The sequence below is a fragment of the Paenibacillus cymbidii genome (assembly GCF_004764705.1).
Classification (GTDB): domain Bacteria; phylum Bacillota; class Bacilli; order Paenibacillales; family NBRC-103111; genus Paenibacillus_AN; species Paenibacillus_AN cymbidii.
Genome location: NZ_SHLX01000016.1, coordinates 1 through 26194, shown reverse-complemented (window position 1 = coordinate 26194; position 26194 = coordinate 1). Strand labels below are relative to the sequence as shown.

At 61.2% G+C, this 26194-nt stretch carries 21 protein-coding genes; 3 read left to right on the top strand and 18 right to left on the bottom strand.

Going from position 1 to position 26194, the window contains the following annotated elements; translation table 11 throughout:
• The first annotated feature begins 59 nt into the window (after nucleotides 1-59).
• On the top strand, nucleotides 60-224 hold the full coding sequence (locus EXY20_RS39090; protein ID WP_167859405.1) for a hypothetical protein: 165 nt from the start codon (nucleotides 60-62) through the stop codon (nucleotides 222-224).
• A gap of 125 nt (nucleotides 225-349) precedes the next feature.
• Here EXY20_RS39090 and EXY20_RS21265 read toward each other — a convergent pair whose 3' ends face one another.
• Nucleotides 350-1549, bottom strand: coding sequence for a LysM peptidoglycan-binding domain-containing protein (locus tag EXY20_RS21265; protein ID WP_135554126.1), 1200 nt, complete (start codon nucleotides 1547-1549; stop codon nucleotides 350-352).
• Between the two features lie 71 nt (nucleotides 1550-1620).
• Nucleotides 1621-2514: an RluA family pseudouridine synthase gene (locus EXY20_RS21260; RefSeq protein ID WP_135554125.1), complete on the bottom strand. Its 894-nt coding sequence runs from the start codon at nucleotides 2512-2514 to the stop codon at nucleotides 1621-1623.
• A gap of 486 nt (nucleotides 2515-3000) precedes the next feature.
• Here EXY20_RS21260 and EXY20_RS21255 point away from each other — a divergent pair, with 486 nt between their 5' ends.
• Nucleotides 3001-4494, top strand: a complete 1494-nt coding sequence (locus tag EXY20_RS21255; RefSeq protein WP_235886129.1) for a phosphodiester glycosidase family protein — start codon at nucleotides 3001-3003, stop codon at nucleotides 4492-4494.
• A 95-nt stretch (nucleotides 4495-4589) separates the two neighbouring features.
• Here the strand turns inward: EXY20_RS21255 and hemL are convergent, their stop codons facing one another.
• A complete protein-coding gene (gene hemL, locus EXY20_RS21250; RefSeq protein WP_135554124.1) occupies nucleotides 4590-5885 on the bottom strand; it encodes a glutamate-1-semialdehyde 2,1-aminomutase in 1296 nt (431 codons plus the stop codon).
• A gap of 99 nt (nucleotides 5886-5984) precedes the next feature.
• On the opposite strand from hemL, the gene EXY20_RS21245 reads away from it, so the two are divergent.
• Nucleotides 5985-6647 carry a Crp/Fnr family transcriptional regulator gene (locus EXY20_RS21245; protein WP_167859404.1) on the top strand — a complete coding sequence of 221 codons (663 nt, stop codon included), beginning with the start codon at nucleotides 5985-5987 and terminating at the stop codon, nucleotides 6645-6647.
• 81 nt (nucleotides 6648-6728) lie between these two features.
• On the opposite strand, the gene hemG is transcribed toward EXY20_RS21245, so the two are convergent.
• From hemG to EXY20_RS21170, 15 genes are all read right to left on the bottom strand, one after another.
• Entirely contained in the window at nucleotides 6729-8186 is a 1458-nt protein-coding gene (gene hemG, locus EXY20_RS21240) for a protoporphyrinogen oxidase (protein WP_135554122.1), read from the bottom strand.
• Nucleotides 8183-9133: a ferrochelatase gene (gene hemH, locus EXY20_RS21235; protein WP_135554121.1), complete on the bottom strand. Its 951-nt coding sequence runs from the start codon at nucleotides 9131-9133 to the stop codon at nucleotides 8183-8185. The genes hemG and hemH overlap by 4 nt, the downstream gene beginning before the upstream one ends.
• Nucleotides 9130-10197 (bottom strand): uroporphyrinogen decarboxylase, encoded by a 1068-nt coding sequence (hemE, locus tag EXY20_RS21230; protein ID WP_135554120.1) that lies wholly within the window; start codon nucleotides 10195-10197, stop codon nucleotides 9130-9132. The genes hemH and hemE overlap by 4 nt, the downstream gene beginning before the upstream one ends.
• Before the next feature lie 18 nt (nucleotides 10198-10215).
• Nucleotides 10216-10533, bottom strand: a complete 318-nt coding sequence (locus tag EXY20_RS21225) for a hypothetical protein (RefSeq protein WP_135554119.1) — start codon at nucleotides 10531-10533, stop codon at nucleotides 10216-10218.
• 396 nt (nucleotides 10534-10929) lie between these two features.
• Nucleotides 10930-11709 carry a DeoR/GlpR family DNA-binding transcription regulator gene (locus EXY20_RS21220; protein ID WP_135554118.1) on the bottom strand — a complete coding sequence of 260 codons (780 nt, stop codon included), beginning with the start codon at nucleotides 11707-11709 and terminating at the stop codon, nucleotides 10930-10932.
• A 72-nt stretch (nucleotides 11710-11781) separates the two neighbouring features.
• On the bottom strand, nucleotides 11782-13086 hold the full coding sequence (locus EXY20_RS21215; RefSeq protein WP_135554117.1) for a four-carbon acid sugar kinase family protein: 1305 nt from the start codon (nucleotides 13084-13086) through the stop codon (nucleotides 11782-11784).
• Nucleotides 13083-13745: a class II aldolase/adducin family protein gene (locus EXY20_RS21210; RefSeq protein WP_235886128.1), complete on the bottom strand. Its 663-nt coding sequence runs from the start codon at nucleotides 13743-13745 to the stop codon at nucleotides 13083-13085. The genes EXY20_RS21215 and EXY20_RS21210 overlap by 4 nt, the downstream gene beginning before the upstream one ends.
• Nucleotides 13746-13788: 43 nt before the next feature.
• Nucleotides 13789-16227, bottom strand: a complete 2439-nt coding sequence (locus EXY20_RS21205; RefSeq protein WP_135554116.1) for an alpha-mannosidase — start codon at nucleotides 16225-16227, stop codon at nucleotides 13789-13791.
• Between the two features lie 46 nt (nucleotides 16228-16273).
• Nucleotides 16274-18082 carry an MBL fold metallo-hydrolase gene (locus EXY20_RS21200; RefSeq protein WP_167859403.1) on the bottom strand — a complete coding sequence of 603 codons (1809 nt, stop codon included), beginning with the start codon at nucleotides 18080-18082 and terminating at the stop codon, nucleotides 16274-16276.
• Between the two features lie 19 nt (nucleotides 18083-18101).
• Complete coding sequence (locus tag EXY20_RS21195) at nucleotides 18102-19022, bottom strand: class II fructose-bisphosphate aldolase (RefSeq protein WP_135554115.1); 921 nt, start codon at nucleotides 19020-19022, stop codon at nucleotides 18102-18104.
• 94 nt (nucleotides 19023-19116) lie between these two features.
• The gene (locus EXY20_RS21190) at nucleotides 19117-19785 is read right to left on the bottom strand and encodes an aspartate/glutamate racemase family protein (protein WP_135554114.1); all 669 of its coding nucleotides are present in this window, start codon (nucleotides 19783-19785) and stop codon (nucleotides 19117-19119) included.
• Nucleotides 19782-21614 carry an alpha-amylase family protein gene (locus EXY20_RS21185; RefSeq protein WP_135554113.1) on the bottom strand — a complete coding sequence of 611 codons (1833 nt, stop codon included), beginning with the start codon at nucleotides 21612-21614 and terminating at the stop codon, nucleotides 19782-19784. The genes EXY20_RS21190 and EXY20_RS21185 overlap by 4 nt, the downstream gene beginning before the upstream one ends.
• Nucleotides 21615-21642: 28 nt before the next feature.
• Nucleotides 21643-22515, bottom strand: a complete 873-nt coding sequence (locus EXY20_RS21180; protein WP_135554112.1) for a carbohydrate ABC transporter permease — start codon at nucleotides 22513-22515, stop codon at nucleotides 21643-21645.
• Nucleotides 22512-23489, bottom strand: coding sequence for a carbohydrate ABC transporter permease (locus EXY20_RS21175; protein WP_135554111.1), 978 nt, complete (start codon nucleotides 23487-23489; stop codon nucleotides 22512-22514). Before EXY20_RS21175 ends, EXY20_RS21180 begins: the two co-directional genes overlap by 4 nt.
• Before the next feature lie 112 nt (nucleotides 23490-23601).
• Nucleotides 23602-24966, bottom strand: a complete 1365-nt coding sequence (locus EXY20_RS21170; protein ID WP_135554110.1) for an ABC transporter substrate-binding protein — start codon at nucleotides 24964-24966, stop codon at nucleotides 23602-23604.
• Nucleotides 24967-26194 lie beyond the last annotated feature (1228 nt).

Here is a 26194-nt window from a genome sequence, read left to right as displayed (position 1 = left end):
TCAAAAGATCGCCTTTGAAAGGCGATTTTTTGAACACCCTCTGCAAACGAGGTGATGGCATGTACCGCTGGTGGTGCAAATACCGCTATACGATCAAAGGCGTGCTGTTCCCGCTGATCTGCTTCCAGTTCGTGCGCACGCTGCTGCTGCCCAATCCGTTCGACGTGATGCTGCTGTTTTTGTTTTTTCTGGCGTATCTCGGCTTTTTGCTCGAATTTTACTGAATGGTTTTCCGGCTCCGCCGGAGCCGGTCTGCAGCGGGAAAAAGGACCTCATCCTCCACCGTATCGTGGAATCTGAGGTCCTTTTCTTTGGCAAACGGGGCATTTCCCGTTCTGCGCTCCTATTGTCAACCGGGTATGTACAAAATCTGGCCTTCGGCCACATCGCTTTGCGACAGCCGGTTGTGCAGCAATATTTCGCGCGCGTTAAGCCGGTAACGGGCCGCGATCGAATCGATTGTCTCTTCGCGCTGAACGATGCAGATGCGCATTTTGCGGAACGGGCGTTCTTCCGCGGCGGAGCCAAGGAATAGCTTCTTCCATTCGACTTGTTCGGGGCGCGACGCATCAGCAGGCTGCGCCTCTGCGGCGGACGGCTGCTCGGGAAGGCGCCTCGAGTCGGCGAAGCCGCCGGGAAGCAGCGAAGACAAAGACTTGATCGAGTCGGCGGCATCGCCCGGTTTGCTGCCGAAGGCGATTCGCATCTCCTTCTTTGCATCGGCGGCGACCGTTTCGTTCGCCTGCGCTTCGATCGCCGGATCCGCGGCAAACGGAACGTACGGCGTTTGCACCGTTGCTTCCTCGCGGAAATCGTCGGCCGGCAAATCGAACGACGGCTCCGGTTCCGGCTCCGGCTCGAACGAAGGCGCGGCTTGCGCCGCGGGAATCGCCGGCTCCTCCTGCACGTCATGCGGCGGCCAAGCCGACTGCGCCGGCGGCCAGTTTGCCTGCTGCGGCGGCCATGCCTGCGGCGGCTGCCCGAGCTGCCGCCCCAACGGTTGCGACGGCGCATAAAAAGCCGCATCGGGCGCCCGATACGGCGCTCCCGGCGAAGGAGTCAAGTCGTTGCTTGCGCCGGGCAGCGGAGCGATGTACACCGGCGGCGTTTCCACGGCAGTCGGCTCTTGCGCGCGATGCTCGAACACGACTTCTTCGTCCTCCAGCCAGGCATCCCGGTCGCCGGACAACATTTCGATGCCGCGCAGCGAAAGCACGCCGGTCACATTCATGCTCCGGTTGTCAAGCAGGTCGATATCGAAATTGTCGATTTCGACCGCGATGCTTTCGACTTGGCGAACGCGCCGCTTCGGCAGCGTTATTTCCACGGGGATATAGTGCTCCAGCGTGCAGCCGGGCGAATCGTCCTCGCCGACGTATTTGCCCGTCAGCCACAGATGGCCGCGCAGCAGCGTCTGTTCGCCGTCGTCGTGCACCTGAATGTGCGGCAGCAATTCAACTTCATCCAGCTCGCGAATGCCCGCGAAGCCTTCCGGCAAATGCACGCGTTCGTAAATATCGAACCTGAGTCCGGCTTGTTGTTCCGTCACACGAACTCCTCCCATCCCTCCATAATCGATTGTTCCCCTTCAAGTATATGGGCGGGAGAAGGCGTCCATGCCTATTTCTTTTGCCGCAGCGCGCCGAGAAAGGCGGCCAGATCGGCCGGCAGCGGCGATTCGACACGAATCGTTTCGCTCGTCCATGGATGAATGAAGCCGAGCGATTCGCCATGCAGCGCTTGCCGGTCCATCGTCGGTCCAAGCCGGCGGTCCGGCGCCGCGCCGTAAAGCGGATCGCCGAGCAGCGGATGGCCGATGTGGCTCATATGGACGCGAATTTGGTGCGTGCGCCCGGTCTCCAGCCGCACGCGCAGCAGCGCCGCTTCGCGGAATTGCTCGACGACTTCGTAATGCGTCACGGCCGGGTCGCCCGACGCGCTGACGCGCCGTTTGCCGGCATGATGCCGATCGCGCCCGATCGCGGCGTCGACCGTTCCGCGCACGACGGCGAACTTCCCCGTCGCTACGGCCGCATACGTCCGCACGATCGTTTTGGCCCGCATCGCTTCGTCCAGCACGAGCTGGGCCAGCTCGTTTTTGGCGTACAGCACCGGGCCTGACGTCTGATCGTCGAGCCGGTGGATATGGCGAACCCGGCACGCCTGCCCCGTCGCCTCGTAGTGTGCGGCTACCGCGTTCGCCAGCGTATGCGTTTGCCCCGGCACCGACGGATGGACAGGCATTCCTGCCGGCTTGTTCGCCACGAGACAGAAATCGTCTTCGTGAAGCACGTCGACATCCGCCCAAACAGCGGAAAACCCGGCCTCCTCCTCGGGGAACAGGCGCAGCCGAACGAGCCGGTCCTCTTCCAGACAACCTCCCGTTTGCCGCAGCTTGCGCAGCAGCTTGTCCGGCACTCCAAGCGAAGCCGCATCGCGCGCCTGCCCGTCAGCCGGAGCGGCTGCGAACCGCACCTCCAGCCATTCCCCTTTGCGCACGGAACGGCCGCTCATCGCCTTCTGCCCCCGAAGACAGCGATGGCCAGCAGCAGCAAGCCGAAAACAGCGACTACGATCAGCAGATCGAGCGGCAGCCCGAACAATTGGTACTTGCTCACAACAGTTCCTCCCCATTTGTCGATCCCGACCAAACTTCCAAAGCACTTCATCTATCGTAAACAACCACAAGCCGCGATGCAAGGAATGCACCGCCATGGTAAGTTCGACCGGGGGTCCCGCTTCGCTAGGAGAACAATGTCGAATATGATAAAATGAAAGAATCTATGAAACAATCATTGAAAATACTGAAAATTTTCATATGATCGCGATCGCCAATCATTGGCGGATCGGAAACCGGAAACATTTCGGCCCTGTCCACCGTCTATACAAACAGCATCACACCATCCTTACCGAGGATGATTTCACAAATAATGGTTGTCCGCAACGAGCGAAGCAACGCATTTTTGCGTACATTGGCAACCGAAACGGGAGAGAACTTACGTGTCGATATCAACAACTACGAATCCGCAAACGGGCGGTCATTTGTTCAACGGATGGAGCTGGCTCAAAAAAACGCTTGCCGGCGTTGCCGTCCTGACATTCGCGACGTCCAGCTTTATGTTTCTGACGCCGGCGGGAACGACGATCCGCGAGAAACTGGCGCAAACCGTCATTACGACCCAGCACCGCGATTGGGCTTGGATTTTTGTCGGCGCGGGCAAACGCGACAAAATGGTAAGCGACTGGATCAACCAAACCGAACAAATGGGCGAAGACAAACAAAACATGAGCCTGATCCAGTTCCGCAAGGACCGTAAACAAGGCGAGCTCATCAAGGTCGAGGACATTTCCGGCAAGTTCTGGAAAGGCAAAAAGATGTATGTCTACGACCCGCGCTCCGTGCGCGTTGTCGTGCCGAATAAACAAGGCGAAGGGGAACGGATTACGTCAATGGTCAAAAGAACCGGCGCGGTCGCCGGCGTCAACGGCGGCGCCTTCGTCGACCCGGACGGACTCGGCAACGGCTTCGCGCCGATCGGCTTCATTTTATCTGGTGGGGATTTGCTGTACACGGACAAGGACGGGAATATCCCGGAGCACGTCATCGGGTTCACGGACGAAGGCACGCTCGTCGTCGGCAAATACAGCTTGCCCGAACTGGAGAAGCTTCATGTGACCGAAGGCGTGTTCTGGAAGCCGCGGGTCATCCAGGACGGCAAGCCGCTGATCACCGAAGGCGACGGCGGCTGGGGCCGCGGTCCGCGCACGGCGGTCGGCCAGAGGGCCGACGGTACGCTCATCTTCGTCGTCATCGACGGCCGCTCGACCGCCAGCGTCGGCGCCACGCTGCGCGAGGTGCAGGACTTGCTGCTCGCCGACGGCGCGGTCAACGCCGGTTTCCTCGACGGTGGCGCTTCGTCGGAAATGGTCGTCGGCGGCGAGTTGATCACGGACCCGTCCAGCCGCTACGGCGAACGCCGGCTGCCTTCGGCGCTGCTCATTTTTGACCATCCGGAAGATTACAAGGCGGACCGGATTTGGGACGGCCTGACGACAATCGACCCGGGGGGCGCTTACGATCACCCGGATTATTTGAAGGAGCAGGAAGCGCTGAAGCAGCAGGGGAAACTGAATACCAAGGCGCCGACGCCAAAGCCGACTTCGACGAAAACGCCGACACCAACGCCATCGTCAACGCCAACAGCAACGCCTTCGTCAAGCGGTTCGAGCACGCCCGCAAAGTCGCCGACACCTGAGCGCACCAATTCGCCGACACCAAGCGGCGGCTCGTCCGGTTCGCCGGGTTCGTCCGGCTCGCCGAACGGCGGCGGCACACCGTCCACCGGCGCCACGCCGCCGGGAGCTTCCGGATCGCCGCCATCGTCGGCGAAACCGGGCGGGTCGCAAACGCCGGCCGGAGGCTCGGCGACGCCGTCCAATACCGGCGCATCGGCACTGCCGAACTCGGCGACACCGGGCAATTCGCCGAAGTAAAGCCGCCGCGGCGACGCGGGGTTGCCAAAAAAGCTGAACCGCCGCCGGCCCCCGGGACCGTAGGTTGGTTCAGCTTTTTTTACACCGGAGCCGGCTTACAACGACCGCAGCGCCTCGCGATGCGCTTCGATCGTCGCTTCAATATCCTCGTCCGTATGCGCGGCCGAAACGAACATGCCTTCGTACTGCGACGGCGCGACGCACACGCCCAGATCGAGCATCCGGGCGAAATAAGCGGCAAACTTGGCCGTGTTCGACGTTTTTGCCGTTTCGTAGTTCGTTACCGTTTGGTCCGTGAAGAACGGACAAACCATCGAGCCGACACGATTGATCGTGCTCGCCACGCCCGCCGCCGCGGCATTCGCGGCAAAACCCGCCTCCATGCGCGCCGCCTTCCGCTCCAGCGCCTCGTACACCTCCGGCGTCAGCAGCGACAACGTCGCAAAGCCCGCCGCCATCGCCAGCGGATTGCCGGACAACGTGCCGGCCTGGTAAATCGGGCCTACCGGCGCCATCTGCTCCATGATCTCGCGTTTGCCGCCGTAAGCGCCGACAGGCAACCCGCCGCCGATCACTTTGCCAAGGCACGTCAAGTCCGGCGTAATGCCATACAACCCTTGCGCGCAGTGGTAATGGACGCGGAAACCGGTCATCACCTCGTCGAAAATGAGCACCGTGCCGTTCGCGGCAGTGATGTCGCGCAGCCCTTGCAGGAAACCCGGCAGCGGCGGCACAACGCCCATATTGCCGGCGACCGGCTCGACGATGACGGCGGCAATGTCGTCGCCGTACGCTTCGAACGCAGCCTGCACGGATGACAGATCATTGTACGGCACCGTGATCGTGTTCGCCGCAACGCCTTGCGGCACGCCGGGGCTATCGGGCAAGCCGAGCGTGGCGACGCCGGAGCCCGCCTTGATCAGCAGCGAATCGGCATGGCCGTGGTAGCAGCCTTCGAACTTGACGATTTTGCTCCGCCCGGTGTACCCGCGGGCGAGCCGCAGCGCGCTCATCGTCGCCTCCGTGCCGCTGTTCACCATCCGCACCGATTCCACCGACGGCACACGCTCGCAAACGAGCTTCGCCATCTGCGTCTCCAGCTCGGTTGGCGCGCCGAAGCTGGTGCCTTTTTCGGCCGTCCGCCGCAGCGCTTCGACCACTTGCGGATGGGCATGGCCCATGATCAGCGGGCCCCACGAGCCGATATAATCGATGAACTCGTTGCCGTCGATATCGACAATGCGCGAGCCGTAGCCCCGTTCCACGAATACGGGCGTCAAACCGACCGATTTGAACGCGCGCACCGGACTGTTGACGCCGCCGGGAATTACTTCCTTTGCTTCGGCAAACGCCTGTTTGGACAATGTGTCGATCCGTTCCCGATTTCGCATATTTTCGACAACACCTACCCTCTTGTTTGTGGAATATGGTAAAATCAAATCAGATCATGTCCAGAGATGAAACATTTCCCATGGGAGAGGAACCGCTGCATGCTGAACGAGTTTTTTCGCAAAGTAACGCTGTTCTCGCAAATGACCGACGACCAGCTCGATCTTGTCGCCAATATCACGCAGCGCAAGCAGTATACGCCGAGCACCGTCTTGTTCCGCGAGAACGAACCCGGCAACGCCTTTTATATCGTCTACTCCGGTTCGGTGAAGATTTTCACCACCCACAACGGCGAAGAGAAAATATTGTCCGTGCTCAAGGCCGGCGAAAGCTTCGGCGAGCTGTCCCTGATCGACGGGAAGAATCGTTCCGCTTCCGCGGCGACGCTCGAAACGAGCATATTGATTTCGCTGTCGGCGGCCAATTTCCTCGACCTGCTGCGCAATCATTTCGATATCAACCTGTCCATTCTTCGCGAACTGTGCCAACGTCTGCGGGATACGAACCAGCATGTGAACGACTTGACTTTCCTCGACGCCCGCACGCGCATCCTCAAAAACCTGATCCAGATGGCCAACAAATACGGCACCCGCGAAGGCACGACCATTCTTATCCGCATGGTGCTCAACTACGATGAGCTGTGCCAAATGTCGAACGTTCAGAAGCCGGTGCTGATGCAGGTGCTGCGCGATTTCCAGGAGAAAAAGATTTTGACGATGGGCATGGGCGATATGCGGCTCGATCTGTCCAAATTACGACAATAATAGCCGATTGAACCCGATTGTGCAATGGATCGGCCGGCGCTCGCGAATGGCGGGGCCGGTTTTTTGGCGTTTACTCGCCCCCTACAACCGCTCCAGCAGCTGCTGCGCCGCCTCGCGGCCTTGGCGCACGCAGTCCGGAATGCCAACGCCGTGGAAGCCGGCGCCGGTCACGTACACGCCGGGCATCGCCGCGTTCATTTCGGCGCGGGCGCGCCGCACATTGTCGAGATGGCCGACCGGATATTGCGGCATCGAACGGCGCAGCCGCGTAATTTCCGTGAAGAGCGGCGCGGCGTCGACGCCCATGAGCTCGCGGATGTCGCGGCGCACGCGGGCGATCATTTCGTCGTCCGCCAGCTCGACGTTGTCCTCTTCGCCGGAACGGCCGACATAGCAGCGCAGCAGCGCCTTTCCCTGAGGCGCGGTATGCTGCCACTTGGACGACGTCCACGTGCACGCCGTAATCAGCCGCCGCTCCGAACGCGGCACGAGGAAACCCGAGCCGTCCAGCGGATGGCCGACTGTGCTGCGGTCGTAAGCGAGGATGACGTTAGCCACCGACACATAACGCATGCTCCCCAGCGCCCGCATTTCGCCGAGCCCCGGAAACAAACCGGCCGTTTCGTGCAGCGGCAGCGTCACGATCACTTCGTCGGCCGCGAGCTGTTCGCCATCCGAAAGCCCAATGCGATAGCCGCCTCCGCCCGCCTTGACGATCGTTTCCGCGCCGACTCCCGCCAGCAGCCGCGCTCCCTGGAGCGCCTTCAGCAGCGCTTCGACCAGTGTCGACAGCCCGCCCCGATACGACAAAAAGACGCTCTTCTGCAGCGCCGGCGGCCATAAATTCGGGTCGATCGCCGTCTGGGCGGAGGCAGCCGCTTTGCCGCTCGCCATCATGCCGCGAATCAGGCTGCGATGGTTGCGCTCCGCCGCCTGAAACTGCGGGAACGTCGCCTGCAGGCTCAGCTCGCGCGTATCGCCGGCGTAAATGCCGGCAAGCAGCGGCTCCGCGATCCGCTGCAGCACTTCGTCGCCGAGCCGGCGTGACAGGAAGCCGCCCAGCGACTCGTCGCCGCTCTCGTGCCGCTTCGGCAGCACGAAGTCGAGCGCCGCCCGCGCTTTGCCGCCGAAGGACAGCAGCCCCGAGCCCAGGAACGGCGTCAGCTGCGTCGGAATGCCGAGCACCAGTCCGGGCGGCATCGGATGCAGCTTGCCATCGCGGACGATATACGTTTTTTTGCCGGCCGGGTTCGTGGCGACAAGCTGATCCGTGATGCCAAGGTCGCGCGAAATCGTCAGAATCGGCGTCTTCCGCGCCAGGAACGAGTCCGGCCCTTTTTCAATCACAAAACCGTCCTTGCGCAGCGTGTTGATTTTGCCGCCGAACCGGTCGCTGCGTTCGACCACGGTCAAATCGATGTCACGGTCCGCTTCCCGTGCCAGCTTCTGCGCGTTAAAAGCGGCGCTCAAGCCGGTGACGCCGCCGCCGAGCACCACGACGCGCCGCCGATTGCTGCCGTCCCCGCCGCCGCCGCTCATGATTGCCGCGCCCCTTCGTCCGCTTCGCGGATCGCGTCGCTCAGCGTTTCCATATAAAGCGGGTCGGTATTAAGCGATGCCGTCCGGGCAAATGAAAGCCCGAGCTCCTCCGCCAGCCGCTTCGCTTCGATATCGAGATCGTACAACACTTCCAGATGATCGGATACAAAACCAAGCGGGCAAACAAGCACATACTCCGCCTGCCGCTCCTCCTTGATCGTGCGCAATACGTCGAGAATGTCCGGTCCGAGCCACGGCATGGCCGTACGTCCCGCGCTTTGCCAGCCGAACTGCCAATTGACGATCCCGCATGCATCCGCAACGGCGCGGGAAGTAGCGAGCAGTTGGTCCGGATACGGGTCGCGCATCTCCAGTATTTTTTCCGGCAGGCTATGGGCCGTAAACACGACACGCACCCGATCGCGCGGCGCGCCCGCTTCCGCAAACTTGCGCAGCTCGGCTTCCACCCGCAACGTCAGCGCTTCGACCAGCTTCGGATGCAGGTGGTAGCTGCGCACGAAGCTCATCTTGACGCCTTCGGCTTCAGCCTGCTCCTGCGCGCGTTTGATGTAGCCGCCGACGCTCATCACCGAATAATGCGGCGCCAGCACAATGCCGACCGCTTCCTTCAAACCGTCGGCGGCCATCGACCGCACGCCGTCTTCTATGAACGGCGAAGCGTGCTTCAGCCCCTGGTAGCAGCGGTAGTCGACGTCGGGAGAGCTCTGGCGAAGCGTCTCCTGCAGCGCGGCGACCTGTTTGTTCGTATTTTCGCGCAATGGAAAAAATCCGCCGACAACCGCGTCGTACCGGTCCGTCAGCTCCTTCAGCTGCTCGGGCGACGGCGGACTGCCGCGGCGGATGTGGGTGTAATAAGCTTCGACCTGGTCCAGGCTTTCCGGCGTCCCGTAGGACATGACGAGCACGCCGACGTTGCGTTTGCTCATCTGGCCTCGCTCCTTTCCACACCGGCGGCGAACCGGGACGAAGAATAGTCGTGCACAAACGCGGTCAGCCCTTTCAGCTTGTCGAGCGACGCTTCGGGGAACAAGCCATGCCCCAGATTGAAAATGTACCCCGGCCGCTTCATCCCTTCGTCAAGCAGCGCGGCGGCGTGCCGTTCGATTACCTGCATCGGCGCCGTAAGGACGACCGGATCGAGATTGCCCTGCACGGCGAACCGCTCGCCGACTCTGCGGCGCCCTTCGGCGATCGATACGCGCCAATCGAGCCCGATCACATCGGCTTCCAGCCGCGCCAGCGACGGCAGCAGTTCGCCCGAGCTGACGCCGGGGAAATAAATTTTCGGCTGCGTCACGTTCGCGAGCTCGTGAAAGATACGCGTGATGACCGGCAGCACGTAAACGTCAAAATCGTGCGGAGCCAGCGCCCCGACCCAGCTGTCGAACAGCTGCACCGCTTTGGCCCCCGCGGCTGCTTGCGCCTTGAGGTAGGCGATCACCATATCGCCCAGCTTGTCCATCAGCGCGAACCAGACGTCGGGCTCGCCGTACATCATCGCCTTCGTGCGCAAATATTGTTTGGACGGCTTGCCTTCGATCAAATAGCTGGCGATCGTAAACGGCGCGCCGGCGAAAGTAATGAGCGGCACCGTCAGCTCCCGGTCCAGGATGCGGATCGTCTCCATAATGTGCGGCAAATCGCCGTCCACGTCGATCGGCCGCAATCGGGCCACGTCGGCCGCGGTGCGGATCGGGTTGTGGATAACCGGCCCGATGTTGGCGACGATATCAAAATCGATGCCCATCGAAGCGACCGGGTTCATAATGTCGGAATATAAAATCGCCGCGTCGACGCCCAGCTTGCGCACCGGCATCAGCGTCACTTCGGCGGCCAGCTCCGGCTGCTTGCAGATGTCGAGCAGGCTGAATTTCTCTTTGATTTTGCGATAATCCGGATCGTAGCGTCCCGCCTGCCTCATGTACCACACCGGCACCGTCGGAACCGGTTCGCGCCGGCAAGCCTTGAGGAACGAATCGTTCGTCACCATGGATGCACCTTCTTTCCATCAATCTCCGTACCTACCATTATGCCCGATTTGAAAACGCTCAACAACACGAATGCCGCCGGCAGAATCGAATAAAGTATGACAAAATCGCATCCCTGGCGGCAAAATGAAATCGAGCAAGCGGCAACATCCGGCTACCAAACGGCGAACATCCGGCGAAACCGCTCCCGCTGCGCGCAGGGGTTGGTACTCCGATCGCTTCTTGTTTTCCGGATTCTTCGAACGATAACTTCCAAGGAGGAATCCGGAAAACAAAGGCGAACGCTGAGCGTATGCTTCCGAAGCCGCTTTCTTGCAGAAAGCGCTCAGCTTCTCCATACCAACCCCCGCTCTCCGCTCCCGCTCCCGCCGCCAACTAACCCATTTGCTTCCGTACCGCTCTCCGAGGCAGCATCTTGAGCATCTTGCCAAAAATAGGCCATGTTTTATTGCCTATTTCACTAAAAACGGGCCGCCTCGCGGAAATAACCAGTGAAATCACTGGTTATTTCTTTGAAAAGGTCGATTTGAGGGCTCCAGAGCTGAGATAGCCAGTGTTTTCACTGGCTATTTCCGACGAGCCGGTCGAAATCGGGCAAATAAGCCATTTTTCATTGGCTATTCCCGGTTACCCGGCCCGGCAATGGTGCCGTGGCTGCAAAAAGCGGCCATTCAACACAAAAACGGCAACCCCGCCGACGCGGATTGCCGTGTGTTGATGCTCGCCATAATTGGCTACAGCTCGCAGACGACGACCTGCACGCCCAGCCGGGAAATTTCGGTCAATATCGCAGGGTCGGCCAGCGAACTGGTGATGAGGATGTCGATGTCCTGGAACGTGCTGTACGAAATGAGCGCCTGGCGCATGAACTTGCTGTGGTCGGCGACAACGACGACCTTCTGCCCAGCGGCGACCATCGCCCGTTTGATTTCCGCCTCGTAGATGTCCGAGCTGGTGAAGCCTTTGCGCAGCGAAATGCCGGACGTGCCCATAAAAACAAAGTCAGCGTTGTACTTCTGCAGTTCGGCTTCCGCCACCGGGCCGACCAGACTCATCGACTTTTTCACCACCTTGCCCCCGAGCAGAAAAACGTGCGAATCGTCGTTTTCAACAAACTCTTCGGCGATGTTGATCCCGTTCGTCACCACGGTCAGCCCTTCGCGGTGCTTCAAATGGCGGGCGACGCACCACGTGGTCGATCCGGAATCGACGATGATGATTTGACCGCCCCCGACAAGCTCCGCCGCTCTCCGTCCGATCGCGTCCTTTTCGTTATGATGCTCGAACTTCCGCTGCTGCACGGGAGGAATCGCCGCCGACGGCATTTGCAGCTCTTCGATCAGTATGGCGCCGCCGTAATTTTTCTGAATCAGCCCTTCCCGCTCCAGCTGGTTCAAATCGCGGCGGATCGTCTCCTCGGAAACGTCGAATTCCCGCACCAGGTCGGCGACCTTGACGCTTTTTTCGAGCAGCAGCATTTCTTTGATTTTATTGCGTCGTTGGGCGACGATCATTGTTTGCTCCCCCTTTCCGCCGGTCCGGCGCGCTGCCGCCCGGTTATGGTTCCCTTCGCGGCGCCGGCCGCGTCAGACAAGACGAACGTGCTCCGCTGCCGCCGCCAGGAAATCCTCGCGGCCGAAGCTGCCCGACTTGAGCACAAGCAGCAGCGGATTCGGGCCAAGCGATACACAGGACGGCAGCCCCGGCGCGATTTCGCGGTATACGCGCATGCCGCGAATGCCGAGCCGGGCGCACACCGCCGCCGACGTATCGCCGCCGGCGACGACGAGCCGGTTCTGCCCGGTCGCCGCAAGCACGCGCCCGATCGTTTCGGCGACGGCGCCGGACACAAGCCGCGAGACAGCGACGCCGTCCAGGCCGCGGCGCGCGCCTTCCGCCTTCGTGCGGGCGACGACTTCCGGCGCGTTCGGCGCCTGCGCCAGCGCGTCGCGCCCGGCGAGCACGGCCGCGGCCATCGCATCGGCGACGCGCGCGATCTCCGCTTCGCGTTCGCCATCCGCGAACAGGCGCAGCGCGTCCAGCTCGAGCATTGCCGTCCGCCCCGCGCGCCGCAGCGCATCCAGCTGCGCCGCCGTCTGCGGCATCAGGCTGCCGGCGGCCATGACGATGCCGAGCCCGGGCCGCGGCGGCACGCCAGAGCCGCCGCACAAGCCGTCCGGCTTCGCTCCCCAGGCAAGCGCCAGCTCCTCCGACAGCGCCGAAGCGCCGGCCGTTACGCGTTCGTCCCGCACCGCTTCGGCAATCGTGCGCAGCGACGCCTGGTCACGCACGTCGACGAACAAATAACCGGTCGACGGCTTCAGCGCCGCGATCTCCCGCCGCAGCGCCTCCGCGCCGCGGTCCACCGTGTCGATGCCGATGGAAACCGCTTTGCGCCGGGTTTGCGGCTGCAGGATGCCGACCAGGTCCGACCGGGTCATCGGATGGACCGGATCGCGGCGAAATTCGGACTCCTCCAGCTTCTTGCCGTGCACGTAATGCACGCCGCCAAGCGTCTGCCGGCCGTTCGCCGGGAAGCCGAATACCACGACGGCGTTCGTTTCGCCGAGCGAGTCCAGCATCGCGTCGAATTCGGCGCCGATATTGCCGCGGCCGACCGAACAAGACTTGTTGACGTAATGCGTGCAGCCGGCCCGTTTCAATTGCTCCGTCGCCCCGTACACTTTGCGGTACGCCTGCTCCGGCGAATCGAAGCGCGAATCGGTGTCGAGCACGATCACGTCGGGCCGCTCCCCGCCGTAATCGGGCGGCTCGTCCGCACGGTAGCCGAATACAAGCGCCGTATATCCCGCTTTGGCATACATGATGCCGATATCGCCCGCTCCCGTTACATCGTCGGCTACGACGCCGATCAGCCGCTTGCCGCTCATGACGGCCACTCCCGCCGCGGCTTGTAACCCGCGCGCTCCAGAAAATCGCCGGCGGTACCGGCGGACAGCCGCGCCAGCCCGATCCCCGCGCTGCGGGCTGTCGCCGCCATCCGGCACGCCATTTCCAGTGTCTGCAGCGCCATGCGCGCTTCGCGCACGGTCGTGTCGTAAACGAGCACCCCGTGATGGTCCAGCAGCAGCACGTTGGCCCGGCCCGCCTTCTCCCGCACCGCTTCGCCCAGCGCCTCGGAGCCGGGGTGGCGGTACGGCACGCGCTCCACCCGTTCCAGATAGTACATCGTTTCGACGAACAAGTCGGATGGAACCGGCTCGTCCGCGCACGCGAACAGCGTGCTGTAGAAAGGCGATGCGTGCAGCACCGCCCCGACGTCCGGGCGCGTCTCGTAAACCGCCCGGTGCATCGGCTTTTCCTTCGACGCCTTGCGCCCTTCGGGCGACATCGCGCCGGCAAACGTACATTCGACGAAATCGTCGTCCCCCAGCTCGCCGAGAAACGTGCCGCTGGCGGTAATCAAATAACGGTCGCCGCCGGTGCGGACGCTGATGTTGCCCGCGTTGCCCCAGGCGAGCCCGTGTTCCATCATGTACCGTCCCGCCGCTTGCAGCTCGCTGCGGGCTTCATTGCTTGCATCCTGCACCTTTTTCGCCTCCCGGCCCCGATTTTCCTGCCTGCGCGGCAAATTATTGCCATTCGATCAGGTTGACCTCGGCGACCGCCGCTTCCGGATCCTTCGGCACGCGGAACGTTTTGATTTCGCACGGACCGAATTTCGCCTTGATCGTCCGGCCCCACTTCGGCAGCACAATCGTCGCTTCCGTTGCGGTTTTGGCCGTTTCGTACAGACGCACGATCAGGTCGTCGCCGTCCTCGCTATTTTTCATCGCGCCAACAATGACGTTGTCCTTGTCGACCGACAGGAACGAATCGGTTTGCGGCAGCTTGCCCTTGTGATACGTTTCGATCACCGATACCGGACGCTGGATCAGCTCCTGCGTGCGTTTGACGGTGCCCGCTTCCTCCCAGTTGCCGTCATGCGGCATGATCCGGTAGTGGAACGTCTGGATGCCTTGATCGATAAAGGAGTAGTGGCCATTCACCTCCGGAACCGTCGGATCGTGATGCGCGTAGATGGCGCTGCGCAGCACCGTAATCGCCAGCTCCTTGTTCGCGATGCTATAGCTGTATTTGGCGTCATTGGCGATGCTGCAGCCGTAAGTCACGCCTTTATCGCGGGCGATGCCGCCGTAATCGATCCATGCCTGGCCCGGCTCTTCCTCGCCGTTGTGCTCGCGCTCCTTGAAGCCGTACGGAATTTCGTACGTCTGGCGGGTGAAGACGAAGTTCATCGGGAACACGAGCTTCAGCATTTTGAACTGCTCGCGCCAGTCGACGGTCACTTTGACATCGATATAATCCAGCTCGCGGTACATCGTAAAATCCTGCACCAGCTTCGAGCTGCCGTAAGCCGACGTCACGCGCACGACCGATTTGACCGGACCGTGCTCGACCCGTTTGACGCTCGTCGCGCGGAAGTCGCCGATCGCCTTGTTGAAATGGAACACGTTGTGGCTCCACGTATCGCTCTTGTCCTCGATCACGACCGGACGCGCCGCGCCGCCGTTCTCCGGACGGAACACCTCGAACGCCAGCTTCTTGTCGTGCAGGCTGCTGATGAAGCCGGTTTGCGGATCGAACTCGAGCCGGAACCGTTCGTTCTCCAGCGCATAATCGTTCGCCTTCACCGGTGCGGTCTGGATGCGCGCTTCGCTGGCCATCGTGCGCAGCTTGTACACCCGATAGCCCATCGCCGGCAGCTCGGCAACGAAGCTGAGCCGGTAGCGGCCGCCTGCCGTCGCGAGCGACTGTACGGTTTGAAAAGCGATCTGCCTGCCGGCCTCGTCGACAAGAATGGTGCCGTCCTTGACGCTGCCGCCCATCTCCAGCTCGATGTTCGCCTTGTACGCCCACGAATGCGGGTTGAACACGACGATCGGCTTCATGCCTTCTTCCTCTTCGATGCCGATATTCCACGACAGCGACTGGATCGCATAGTTCAAGTTGCGGTCGGCGATCGCCAGCGCTTCGCCGTACAGGTTGCGCGCGTCTTCGTAAGCCGGTTCGATCGAGGTGCCGGCGAGAATGTCGTGAAACTGATTGAACAGCACGCCTTTCCAGGCGGTGATGAAGTCCTGCGGATACGGCTGGTTCGTCGCCCGTTCGGCGATGGCCGAAAACTTCTCCGCCGCGATCAGCAGGTTTTCCGCTTTGCGGTTGTACTTCTTCACTTCCGAATGCACCGCGTAACAGCCGCTGGCGTGATGCTGCAAATCGTCGTGCACGACCGGGTACGACACGCCGTTGTCCGCCACTTCGGCGAAGAAGCGGTTCGGCGTGCTGAACACGAGCTCGGGCAAGTTCGGGTCCTCGTTCATCCGGCGGATGCTGGCGATGTTTTCCTTCGTCGGGCCGCCGCCGTGGTTGCCGACGCCGTAGAAGCACATCAGCTCGCTCACCGGCTCGCGAAGCTCGCCTGCGCAGCGGGCGACATGCTTGTCCAGCTCCTTGCCCCAGGTGCAATATTCGAACAGAATCCGGAACGCCAGCACCTGCGAGCCGTCGTCGGACTCCCAGTGGAACAGCCGGCCCGGCAGCCCTTTTTCGTTCGGCATCGGGCGCATCATGACGTAATAGTCCATGCCGGATTTTTTCAAAATTTGCGGCATCATGCCGAAGTGGCCGAAGCTGTCGACATTGTAGCCGACCTTGGCCGTGACGCCGAACTTCTCCTTGAAATAGCGCTGCGCGTACAACCCTTGGCGAACGAACGACTCGCCGCTCGGGATGTTGCAGTCCGGCTGGATCCACCAGCCGCCGACGATTTCCCAGCGCCCTTCGCGGATGCGGCGGCGAATTTCCTCGAACATCGCCGGGTCGTTGTTTTCCACCCACTCGTAATAAACCGCCGAACTGGAAGTAAACAGGAAATCGTCGGATTCGTTCATCCGGTCGAGCGCGGAGCGGAACGTCGCCTTCACTTCCTGGAAGCCTTCCTGCCATTGCCACAGCCACACCGGATCGAGATGCGCGTTGCCGATCATATGAAGCTTTTTGTTTGCCATCGTATGGTTTCCTCCCGAAAATAGTGCTTCTCTACTGCCGGACGACTTATCCCGTCAGCGTAACGAGCGCTTCCGCCTGCTGGCCGAAGCGCCGGCCGCCGACCGTTACGTCGACGGCGATTCGCGCCCGGATGGCAACGGTTCCGGCCGGAGCCGTCAGCCGGAAACGGAACGGCGCCGCCTCCCGGGCCGGGATACGGAGCGCGGCCGTTGCCGGCTCGCACGTCCAGCCTGGCGGGGCAACGACTTGGATCGACGCCTCCTCCTCCGCGCCGAACGGGTTGCGGATTTCCGCGGCGAACGCCATCGTTTCGCCGCCCGCCGCCGTCGTCTGGTACGGCTCGATGCGGGCGGCAAAACCTTCGGCGCCGAAGTCGAGCTCCTCAAGCGGCAGCAGCTCGCGGTGCAGCCGGTCGAGCGCATCCCCGTTTTCCTCGAGCGCGTCGAAATAACCCGGCTTCACCCAATGCGGCTCCCAGTGGCCGGTCAGAATCAAATCCGGCCGCAGCCGCCGGTACAGCGCGGCGCTTGCCCGGTAATCGCCGATCCGAAACCGGTTGGCATATACATAGTTCCACTGGAGACCGTCATCGCCCTGATACTGGTCGCCGGCGGCAACCACCTTCCTGCCGTCCGCCTCGAACGCGATCGCCACGGCATACAACGTATGGCCCGGCAGCGCGTGCAGCGTAAACTCGTACTCCTCCCAGCGGAACGGCGTTTCCAGCGGCAGCTCGCGGTCGACCGGAATCGGATCGTACCAGAGGCAAGGCAAGTCGTAGCGCTCCGGATGCCGCAGGATGTCCGCGAAGCTTGCCGCCGCCCACACCTCGGTTCCTTCCGCCTCGCGCAGCAGGTTGAAGCCGGCGACATGGTCGTCGTGGTAATGGGTCGGCAGCGCCACATCGATGCTTGTCACGCCGAACTGCTCCTTCAGCGCCGGCAGCGAATACAGCCACGGCCGCCGCGACGCCCGGTCCGCTCCCGCCGGGATGCCCGTCAGAAAGTCGTAGCCAAAATCGAGAAGCAGCGCCTTGCCGCTGTCCGACAGCAGCACGTAGTAGTTGCACATCGTTTGCCGCGCCTTCAGCAGATGCGGCGTAATCGGCACGTACGGCCTGTCGCGATGCTCGAACAGCCGCGGGTTGTGGCCGCGGCCGCGCATCAGCGCCGTCAGCCGCGCCACCGTCAGGTCGACGGCTTCGCCCACGGCATCGATCGGCGCGCCGTGCGAAGGCAGCAGCCGTTGCGGCTTGCGCCGCTCCTTCAGATCGAGCAGCGAAACGATCGTCGCCGGAATGCCTTCGCCGCCGTTGTACGTCCACTGCGTAGCGGCGAGCGACCACAGCTTGCCAGGCGCGGCGATCAGGTCGCCGATGAAAGCGGTGGCGACGCCGTCCACGTCCGCCAGCAGCGTCACCGAGCCGAACGTATGGCCGGGCGTCGGCACGACGGTGAACGTGACGCCGCCGATCGCAAGCGTGGCGTAATCTTTCAGCGTCCCGGCAATGCGTACCGGCTCCAGCAAGGAAAAACGGTCCTGCCGCACGTTGTAGTTGTTCATGACCGATCGCCCTTGCCAGAAAACGTCGACGCCGGCGAACAAGTCCTGCTCCTGGTGCGGCACGCGAATGGCGATCCCGGTCGCCTCGGCACGCGCCAGCCCTTGCCCCTGGTCGCGGTGGTGGTGCGTCATCAGGATGTCGGTGACGCGTTCCACCCCGATGGCGGCCAGTTCGTCCAGCACGGCGCCGCTGCCGAAGTCGATCAGCACCGCGCCTTCGTCGTGCTTGACGACGTAGACGCGGCACGTATCCTCATAAACGTACAGCCGTTCGGAAATCGCCGTTATCACTCGCGTTCGCCTCCTTCATTCAAATGGCGAAGTCAGCCGCATGACTGCCGCTGCCGAGGAAATTCGTCACCTTGTCGGCGACCGTCGCTTCGACGGCGGTCAAACCCGCTTCGAGCTGCTCGCGCGGCAGCGCCTTCAGCCCGGCGTTCGTCAGCCGCTCCTCGCGGCCGAGCGCCGCCAGCAGCGCCAGCTCGAGATCGGTGGCGATGTTCACTTTGCTGATCCCGCCTCCGGGCAGCTGCACCGCCTTCCCGATCATCCAGGCCGGCACGCCGGAGCCGCCGTGCAGCACGAGATGAACCGGCGTCAGCGCGCGAATCGCCTCCAGCCGGACAAAATCGATTTTCGGCTCCTTGACCATATACACTCCATGCGCCGTGCCGACCGATACCGCCAGCGAATCGACGCCCGTTTCGTCGACGAACCGTTTCGCCTCCTGCGGGTCGGTGTACAGCTCCTCGTCATTGTCGGTTTCGATGAAATCGGTCGTGCCGATCATGCCGAGCTCCGCCTCGACGGAAACGCCTTTGGCGTGAGCGTAAGCAGCGACTTCTTTGGAAATGCGGATATTTTCCTCCAGCGGCTTCTCCGACGCGTCGATCATCACGGACGTAAAACCCGCCTGAATCGCTTCCTCAATAACCGAAAACACTTTCGTATGGTCCAGATGAAGCACCGCCGGCACGGTGATGCGTTCCGCTTCGATCATTTCGTAGAAGGCCGCGCCGAATTCCGCCGGCGTAATGCCGTACCGCTCGAGCTCCTTCTGCGAAATTTGGCAAATGAACGGCGACTGCGTCCGCTGCGCGGCTCTGAGCACGGACCGGATCACCGGCGTATAACGGGGAGAAAACGAACCGATCGCGTATTTGCCCCGCTCCGCCATGACGGATGCCGTTTTCAAGGTGATAACATTGTGCGGTTTGCTGAGCAAGCTCATCGCGATCCACTCCTAGGATTAAAAATAAGGTATCTATCTACATGAGTCCGTAAAAAATGATTGTAACGCGGCCACGGCCGCCGCAAGGCGCCGCTTACGTCCGGTCAAGCACCGCTTTGACGCTTAACATGCCGAGCCGCGGGCTGGACAGGAACCGGCCGCGCTGCGCCGCGGGCAGCGTATCGACCACGCGGGCCATTGACGCCTGCGCCAGCACGACAACGTCGACGTCCGCCGCCAGCCGTTCCAGCGCTTCGGCCAGCGTACGATCGTGACCGGCGGCATCGCCGGCGATCAGCAGCCGGTACGCTTCCTCCGCCAGCAGCGGCACAAGCTCCGCTGCTTTCCCGGCCTGCGCCGCGGTTTCGCGCAGCAGCTTCAGCGTTGGCGCCAGCGTCGTCGGCAGCGTGGCGGCGACGCCGATGCGGGCGCCGATCCGCACCGCCTCCCGCGCCATCGCTTCGTCGATGCGCACGACCGGCACGGCAACGGCCGCCTGCTCCTTCGCCGCCAACTCGCCGACCGACGAGCAGGCGTTCAGAATGACGTCCGCGCCCGCCTCGGCGGCAAACTTGGCATATTGCACCAGCCGCGGTTCGACCGCGCCGATGTCGCCGCCGTTTGCGGCCAACTGCGGCAGAATCGAGTCATCCACAAAGTTGATGACGTCGCAGCCGGGAAGCAGTTCGGCGGCAAGCCGCTTCAGCGGGTCGACCGTCACCGGCGTCGTATGCAGGATGGCCAGCTTTTTCCTTGCGCTCATGCCCACCACGCTCCGTTCGCCGCGTCTTTGCCGGCGGCCGGCGCCTGCCTTGCGCCGCTGCACGCAGCGGCCGTCACATCGCCGATACCGGCTTTCGCCGCTTCGGCGATACTGCCTATGCCGCCGCCGGCGCGCGCCTGCTCCCACGTCCGGCGGATCAGCTCGTAATCCGCTTCCTCCAGCGGCTCCTTCGTCGTATCGATATGGCTGACGTAGTATAAAGAAGGAACGCCCAGTGCCGGCTGCAGCCGCATATAATCCCGCCAGTCGGCGCGGTTCGTGATCGGCCAGTTGTCCGTGTCGATGATGGCGTCCGGGCAGGCGATTGCGGCTACCTTGGCGCGGTGCGTCATCGCCGCGATCACGTTTTTGCCGGTGTTGATATCGTTCAGCCGGATCATGTCGAGCCCGTCCGCCAAATACGGGTGCGGCGTATGCGACATCACCAGCGCATCCGGCTTCGTCCGTTTGGCCTCGTCATACAGCACGCGCAAATACTTGCGCATCAGCTCGAGCCCCCATTCGCCGCCGCTGGCGACAAGGCCCGGGCCGCTTGGGATGCGGGCGGAAAAATCGATTTTGAACCCGTCCGCGTCATAGCCTTCCGGCGACAGCATCCGGCGGACCGACGCCCGCAGCCGCCGTTCGAACGCCGGATTGGTCGGATCGAACGCAATCGGCAGTCCCGCCGCGTTGCGAATGCACTCCTCGGCCGGCAGTCCTTCCGGGTCCCACGCCTTCAGCCACAGCAGCACCTTCTGTCCCGTTTCGTGGCGGGTGCGGACGAAGCCGGGAAGATCGGGCCACTTTTCCGTGTCGACGACATTTTCGCCGTAGCTCGCCTGCCATTTGTCGTCCAGCACCACGATGCCCGGCTTGACGCCGTGCGTTTCCAGCGTCGCCATGAACGATTCGTACAGCTCTTGCCGCGCGTATTTCGGCGCACGGTCCTGCGCAAGCGACGCAACGTAGCATTGCGAACCCCAGCCGCAAAAAATCGGTTCGGTCCACCAGGCGGGTTTTGCCTGTGGCACTGACGTAGGCACCAGCCCTTGCCCGCGCAGCGAAGCGACGTGTGCCGCCAGCACGCCGTAAGGCGAATCGGCAAAATCGAAGCCGATCGCCGGCAGCTCGTATTCGCCGTCGACCGACGTGTGGCCTTCATACGACAGCGTCAGATGAAAACCGAACTGCGCCTGGTAAGCATATTCCGTGAACCGGTTATGATTCGGCTTCGCTTCGACGCCCATCCCGACCCAGCCGGCTTCGCTTTCGAAGGCGAAACAGAACGGCGGCGGGGTAAAAAACCAGTCGCCTTTGCCCGGGAGCGGCACCCCGGTCATGTCGATGACGGAGCCGCCGGTCGGGGCGAATTCGTTGATTTCCTGGCCGTTCGGCTCGGGATTGAAGCCGCGCTTGAAACGCTGGCCCGACCAGAAAAAGCCGGAGCCCCAGCGCACATGGCCGGAATAATAGCCGCCGAAATAATGGACTTCGGCCAAGTTGCCTTTGCCCGCAACGGCCATTTCATACGTGAATTTGTGCGGCGTGCAGCGGAACCGGTACGTTTTGCGCGACCAAATCGAGCTTTTCGCTTCAATTTCGGCCAAACAGCTGCCGTCGTCGCCTTTCGTGAACGTCCACTCGCCGAGTATTTCCACCGTATCGTCCCGGTCCGCCAGCGTGTGGATGCCGGAAGGCACGAACAACTCCAGCATCGTCGCTCCGCCCGCGTCCGCCACGATGACGAACGGCCGGTCCGAAGGAAACGTCAGGCGGTACTTTTCGGCTTGAATCGCCGGCACGCCATTGTGATCGTCGATCCGCATCGTTTCTCTCTCCTCCCCGTATTTGGCGTCACCCTTTGGTGCCGGCGGAAATGTTCATGCCTTCAATAAAATAGCGCTGGAAGAAGAAGAACATCGCGATTACCGGCGCCAGCGCGATCAGCGAAGCCGCCATCAGGTAGTTCCACTGCGTCAGCTCGGCGCTGCGGAAGGCGGTCAAGCCGATCTGGATGTTGAACATCGACTCCTTGTTGACGTACAGCAGCGGACCGAGAAAATCGTTCCACGCGCCCTGGAACGTCGCAATCGCAATGACGATGACCGCCGGCTTGGACAGCGGCACCATGATGCGCGCCCAAATGTAGAAGTGATTGGCTCCGTCGATTTTGGCCGCTTCAATCAAATCCTTCGGAATGCCCATATAAAATTGCCGCAGCATAAAAATCTGGAACGCGCTGCCGAAAAATCCCGGAATCGTCAGCGGCAAATACGTGCCGACCCAGCCGATTTTCGCGAACATGATATACTGCGGAATCAGCGTACAGAACCCGGGAATCATCATTGTCGCCAGCATGAGCGAAAACAGGAAGCTGCGCCCGGGAAATTTGATTTTGGCAAACCCGTATGCAATGAACGTATTCGACAGCACGTGGGAGCAAACGCCGACCGCGGCGAGAAACAGCGTATTGAGCGCATAGCGGCTGAATTTGCCGTTCACCCAGGCGTGCTTGTAATTTTCAAAGTGCAGCGTATGCGGGTATTTGGTCGGCGGGAACGTCATGATTTCCTGCAGCGACTTGAGCGACGTCGAAAGCATCCACCAGAACGGAGCGAGAATAATGAGGCCGAAACCGATCAGCACGAGCATCACGATCAGGTTCGATATCCGCTTCCGCGCCCGCCGGCTCTGGAAATAGCCCGAAGATGCGGCGCTTGCGCTCATTTGTTGTCTCCCCCTTCATAGTGCACCCATAGCTTGGAGAGCGCCATATTGATCAGCGTCAGAATGATAACCACCACGAACAGGAACCAGGCCATCGCCGTCGCATACCCCATCTGGAACGATTTGAACGCCTTCAGGAACATGTGCAGGTTGTAGAACAACAGCGAATTCATCGGCGAACCCGGCGTGTTCTGGTCCTGCACCATAACGTAGCCTTCCTGGAAAATCTGGAACGCGGCGATCAGGTTGGTCACCAGCTCAAAGAAGATGACCGGCGTAATCATCGGCACCGTAACGTGCCAGAACCGCCGCAGCGGGCTGGCGCCGTCGATTTCGGCCGCTTCGTACAGATGGTCCGGCACGCCTTGCAGCGCGGCCAGGTACAGCAGCATGCCGCCGCCGGCTCCCCACAGCTTCATCAGAATGACCGCGGGCTTCGTCCAGTTCGGGTCGACCATCCAGGCCGGCCCTTCGATGCCTACCCAGCCGAGCGCCATGTTGACCAGGCCCGTGCCGGGATTCAGCAGCATCATCCACAAGTAAAAAATCGCCACGCCCGCCAAAATGGAAGGCAAATAAAAAACGGTTCGGAATATCCGCATCCCCGGCATTTTCTGGTTCATCGCAACGGCGAGCAGCAGCGCCGCGGCAGTGTTGAGAGGCACATGAAACAGGACGTAATACAGCGTGTTGTTCAGCGATTTCCAAAAAAGCGAATCGTGGAAAAACATGTTCCGGTAGTTGCGGACGCCTACCCAATCCATCTGCGATGTGATGTCGTAATTGGTAAAGCTGGTATACAGCGAAAACAGCAGCGGACCAAACGTAAACGCCAGAAAGCCGACGACCCACGGCAATACGAACACGAATCCCCAGACGGCTTCCTTGCGTTCCAGGGACAACTTGCGTTTTTTGACGGGATTGGCGGGACTGACGGGACTGGCGGAATTTGCGGAATCTGCGTTCAAGGACAACCGGTTCACCTTCCTTCCAAATGCAGCATGGCCATCGGGTTGCTTTTCCGATGCGGACAAACAAGGCGGAGTGGCTGGCAAGCAGCCACTCCACGAGTGAACCTTTGTTCGATTAACCGCCGTTTTGCGCGATCAGATCGGAAACTTCTTTCTGCGCCTGGTCGAGCGCGTCCTTCGGCGACTTCTTCTTCGCCAGAATCGTGTCGCTCGCCGGGTCGATCACCTTGAACATATCCGCCGCAGCGGCCGGACGAGTGTAAACGCGCGTGTCTTTCAAATTGTCGACCGAAGCTTTGTACACCGGATCCTTGATCAACTCGGCGTCGCCCGACGCTTTGACGTTCGCCACGTTGTCGTAGTTCATTTTCGCCCAGTACGTTTGCGCCTGCACGTCGGTCAAATATTTAATAAATTCGTACGACTCGTCCGGATGCTTCGCGCCCGCCGGAATTTCGGCAACGAAACCGCCGCCCGTGCTCCAGTGGCCTGCACCCGCTTTCGTTTCCGGAATTGGCGCCACGCCGACGTCCAAGCCTTTGCCGTAGTCGCGAATTTGCGTCTGGAACGTTACCGCGTCCGGCCAGATCGCCACTTTGCCGGCGATGAACGGGTTCGCTTCCTTGCTGCCGAACGTAGCTTTGAATTCGTCCAAGTTTTTCTGGCCGATCCGGTCGACGTAGCGCAGCACGTATTCGAAGCCGGCGATTTTGCCTGCGGTGTTGACGGCCGACTTGAAGGCGTCGTCGAGGAAACCTTTGCCGCCGTCGAAGTTGACGGCAATGCTTTTCGCGTCGAATCCGGCAAATTGCGGCGCGTACCCGATCCGCGAATATTTGCCGTTGGCGTCTTTGACGTCCAGCTTCTTCGCCACTTCTTCCAGCTCGTCCCAGGTGGTCGGGAATTTGTTCGGGTCAAGCCCCGCTTCCTTGAACGCCGTCTTGTTGTAGAACATCATGCGCGTATCGGTCGTGAACGGAAGCGCGTACGGTTCGTTTTTGTAAAGCACGGTATTGTACAAGTCCGGACGGAAACGATCTTTGACGGTCGGGTCCTTGGCGAGGTATTTCGCCAGGTTCGTGTTCTGTTTCTTCGCGGCGCGCAGGCCGGTTTCTTCGATGCTGTTGATGATGACGTCCGGCGGGTTGCCGGCAGCCGTTTGCGCCAGCGACTTCGTCCAGATGTCGCCGAACGGGTAGTACGTGTGTTTGACTTCGATCTGGCCTTGGTGAGCCGCGTTAAAGTCGGCGATAATTTTTTCGACGAGCGGACGGCGCGTTTCCGAGCCCCAGAACGTCCAGAAGTCGAGCACAACCTTCTCTTTCGGCGCGACGCTTGCACTTGCGGATGCTCCGGCGGATGCCGAAGGAGTAGGCGATGCGGCACCGTTCTTGTCTTTGTCTCCGCAGGCGGCCAGCACCATGCCGGCGCCAAGTGTCAACGCAAGGGCGACTGCGGCCGGTTTCTTCACTTGCTTCATTCCGATAACCTCCCAATTGGTCTAATCGCAAATAATCCCACATCGATATGACGGATCCCTCAATTATTAATCGCTTTCAATGTGGTATGATGACGTTTACAACCTATTTATACCCCCATTCCGTCAAAATGTCAATACCGGTTCTGTGGTTTTTCCTGTTGGTTTTTGACGGATGGTAGTTTGCCCCTTCTGCGCCGAATGATTCCAGCGGGAGGGCAAAACCTTCGCTTGTTCCGCGTGAGAGCCCCTGGGGCTGGCGTGAAAGAGCTTGCTGTTGCGCAGCACCGTTTGCGCGCCTCGCCCGGTTTCACGACCGTAGCTGTCCCAGCGCTCCGCGCCTCCTGCTGCGCAGCTCCGCCTGTTCGTCGTTTGGTCTCCCGACCGTAGCTGGCCCGCGTTCCGCTCCTCCTGTGCTGTGCCGCCCCGCCTGTCCGCCAATGGCCGCCTAACCGTCGCTGGCCTGGCGTTCCGCTCCTCCTGCTGTGTCACCTCACCTGTTCGCCGCTGGCCGCCCACCGTCGCTGGCCTGACGTTCCGCTCTTCCTGCTGTGTCACCTCACCTGTTCGCCGCTGGCCGCCCACCGTCGCTGGCCTGACGTTCCGCTCTTCCTGCTGCGCTGCCCCGCCTGTTCGCCACTGCCCGCCCCATCCGAGTCGTCCCTCCCCAATCGAACCGTTTGCACAAATTGCTTCTGACAGCGCGGCCCGAGCTCGCAGCAATGGTTGCCCAGACGAAATAAGCCATGTTAAATGACCTATTTCGACTATAAAGGTCAGTCAAAGAAAAATAACCAGTGATTTCACTGGCTATTTCTTTGAAAAGGTCGATTTTGAGCCAATCGGCTCCCAATAGCCAGTGTTTTCGCTGGCTATTTCTACTGAAGCATGCAAAAAGCGGCGAATAAGCCATTTTTCATGGGCTATTTCGCCTGCCGGGTTCTGCCTGGGACCTTGCCATGCACAAACCGCCCCGGCACGGAAAAACTGGCACCTCGGCAGGAGGCAGAGAGTAGCTTAAGCGCAAAAATACTCTCAACTGCAGCCTGAAACACTCGTTCGATATTTTTAAGTGTAAAAATGCCTTAAAATCTGCTGAATCCACCCAATTACTGGAATAATCCAAGAAATTAATGCACTTCTGCAGGTAAGCTGCCCCAATCAGCTGTTTGGGACGAGTATAAGTGCATTAATGCAGTTAGAGTTGTTGGTTGGGGTCGGGGTTGGGGTT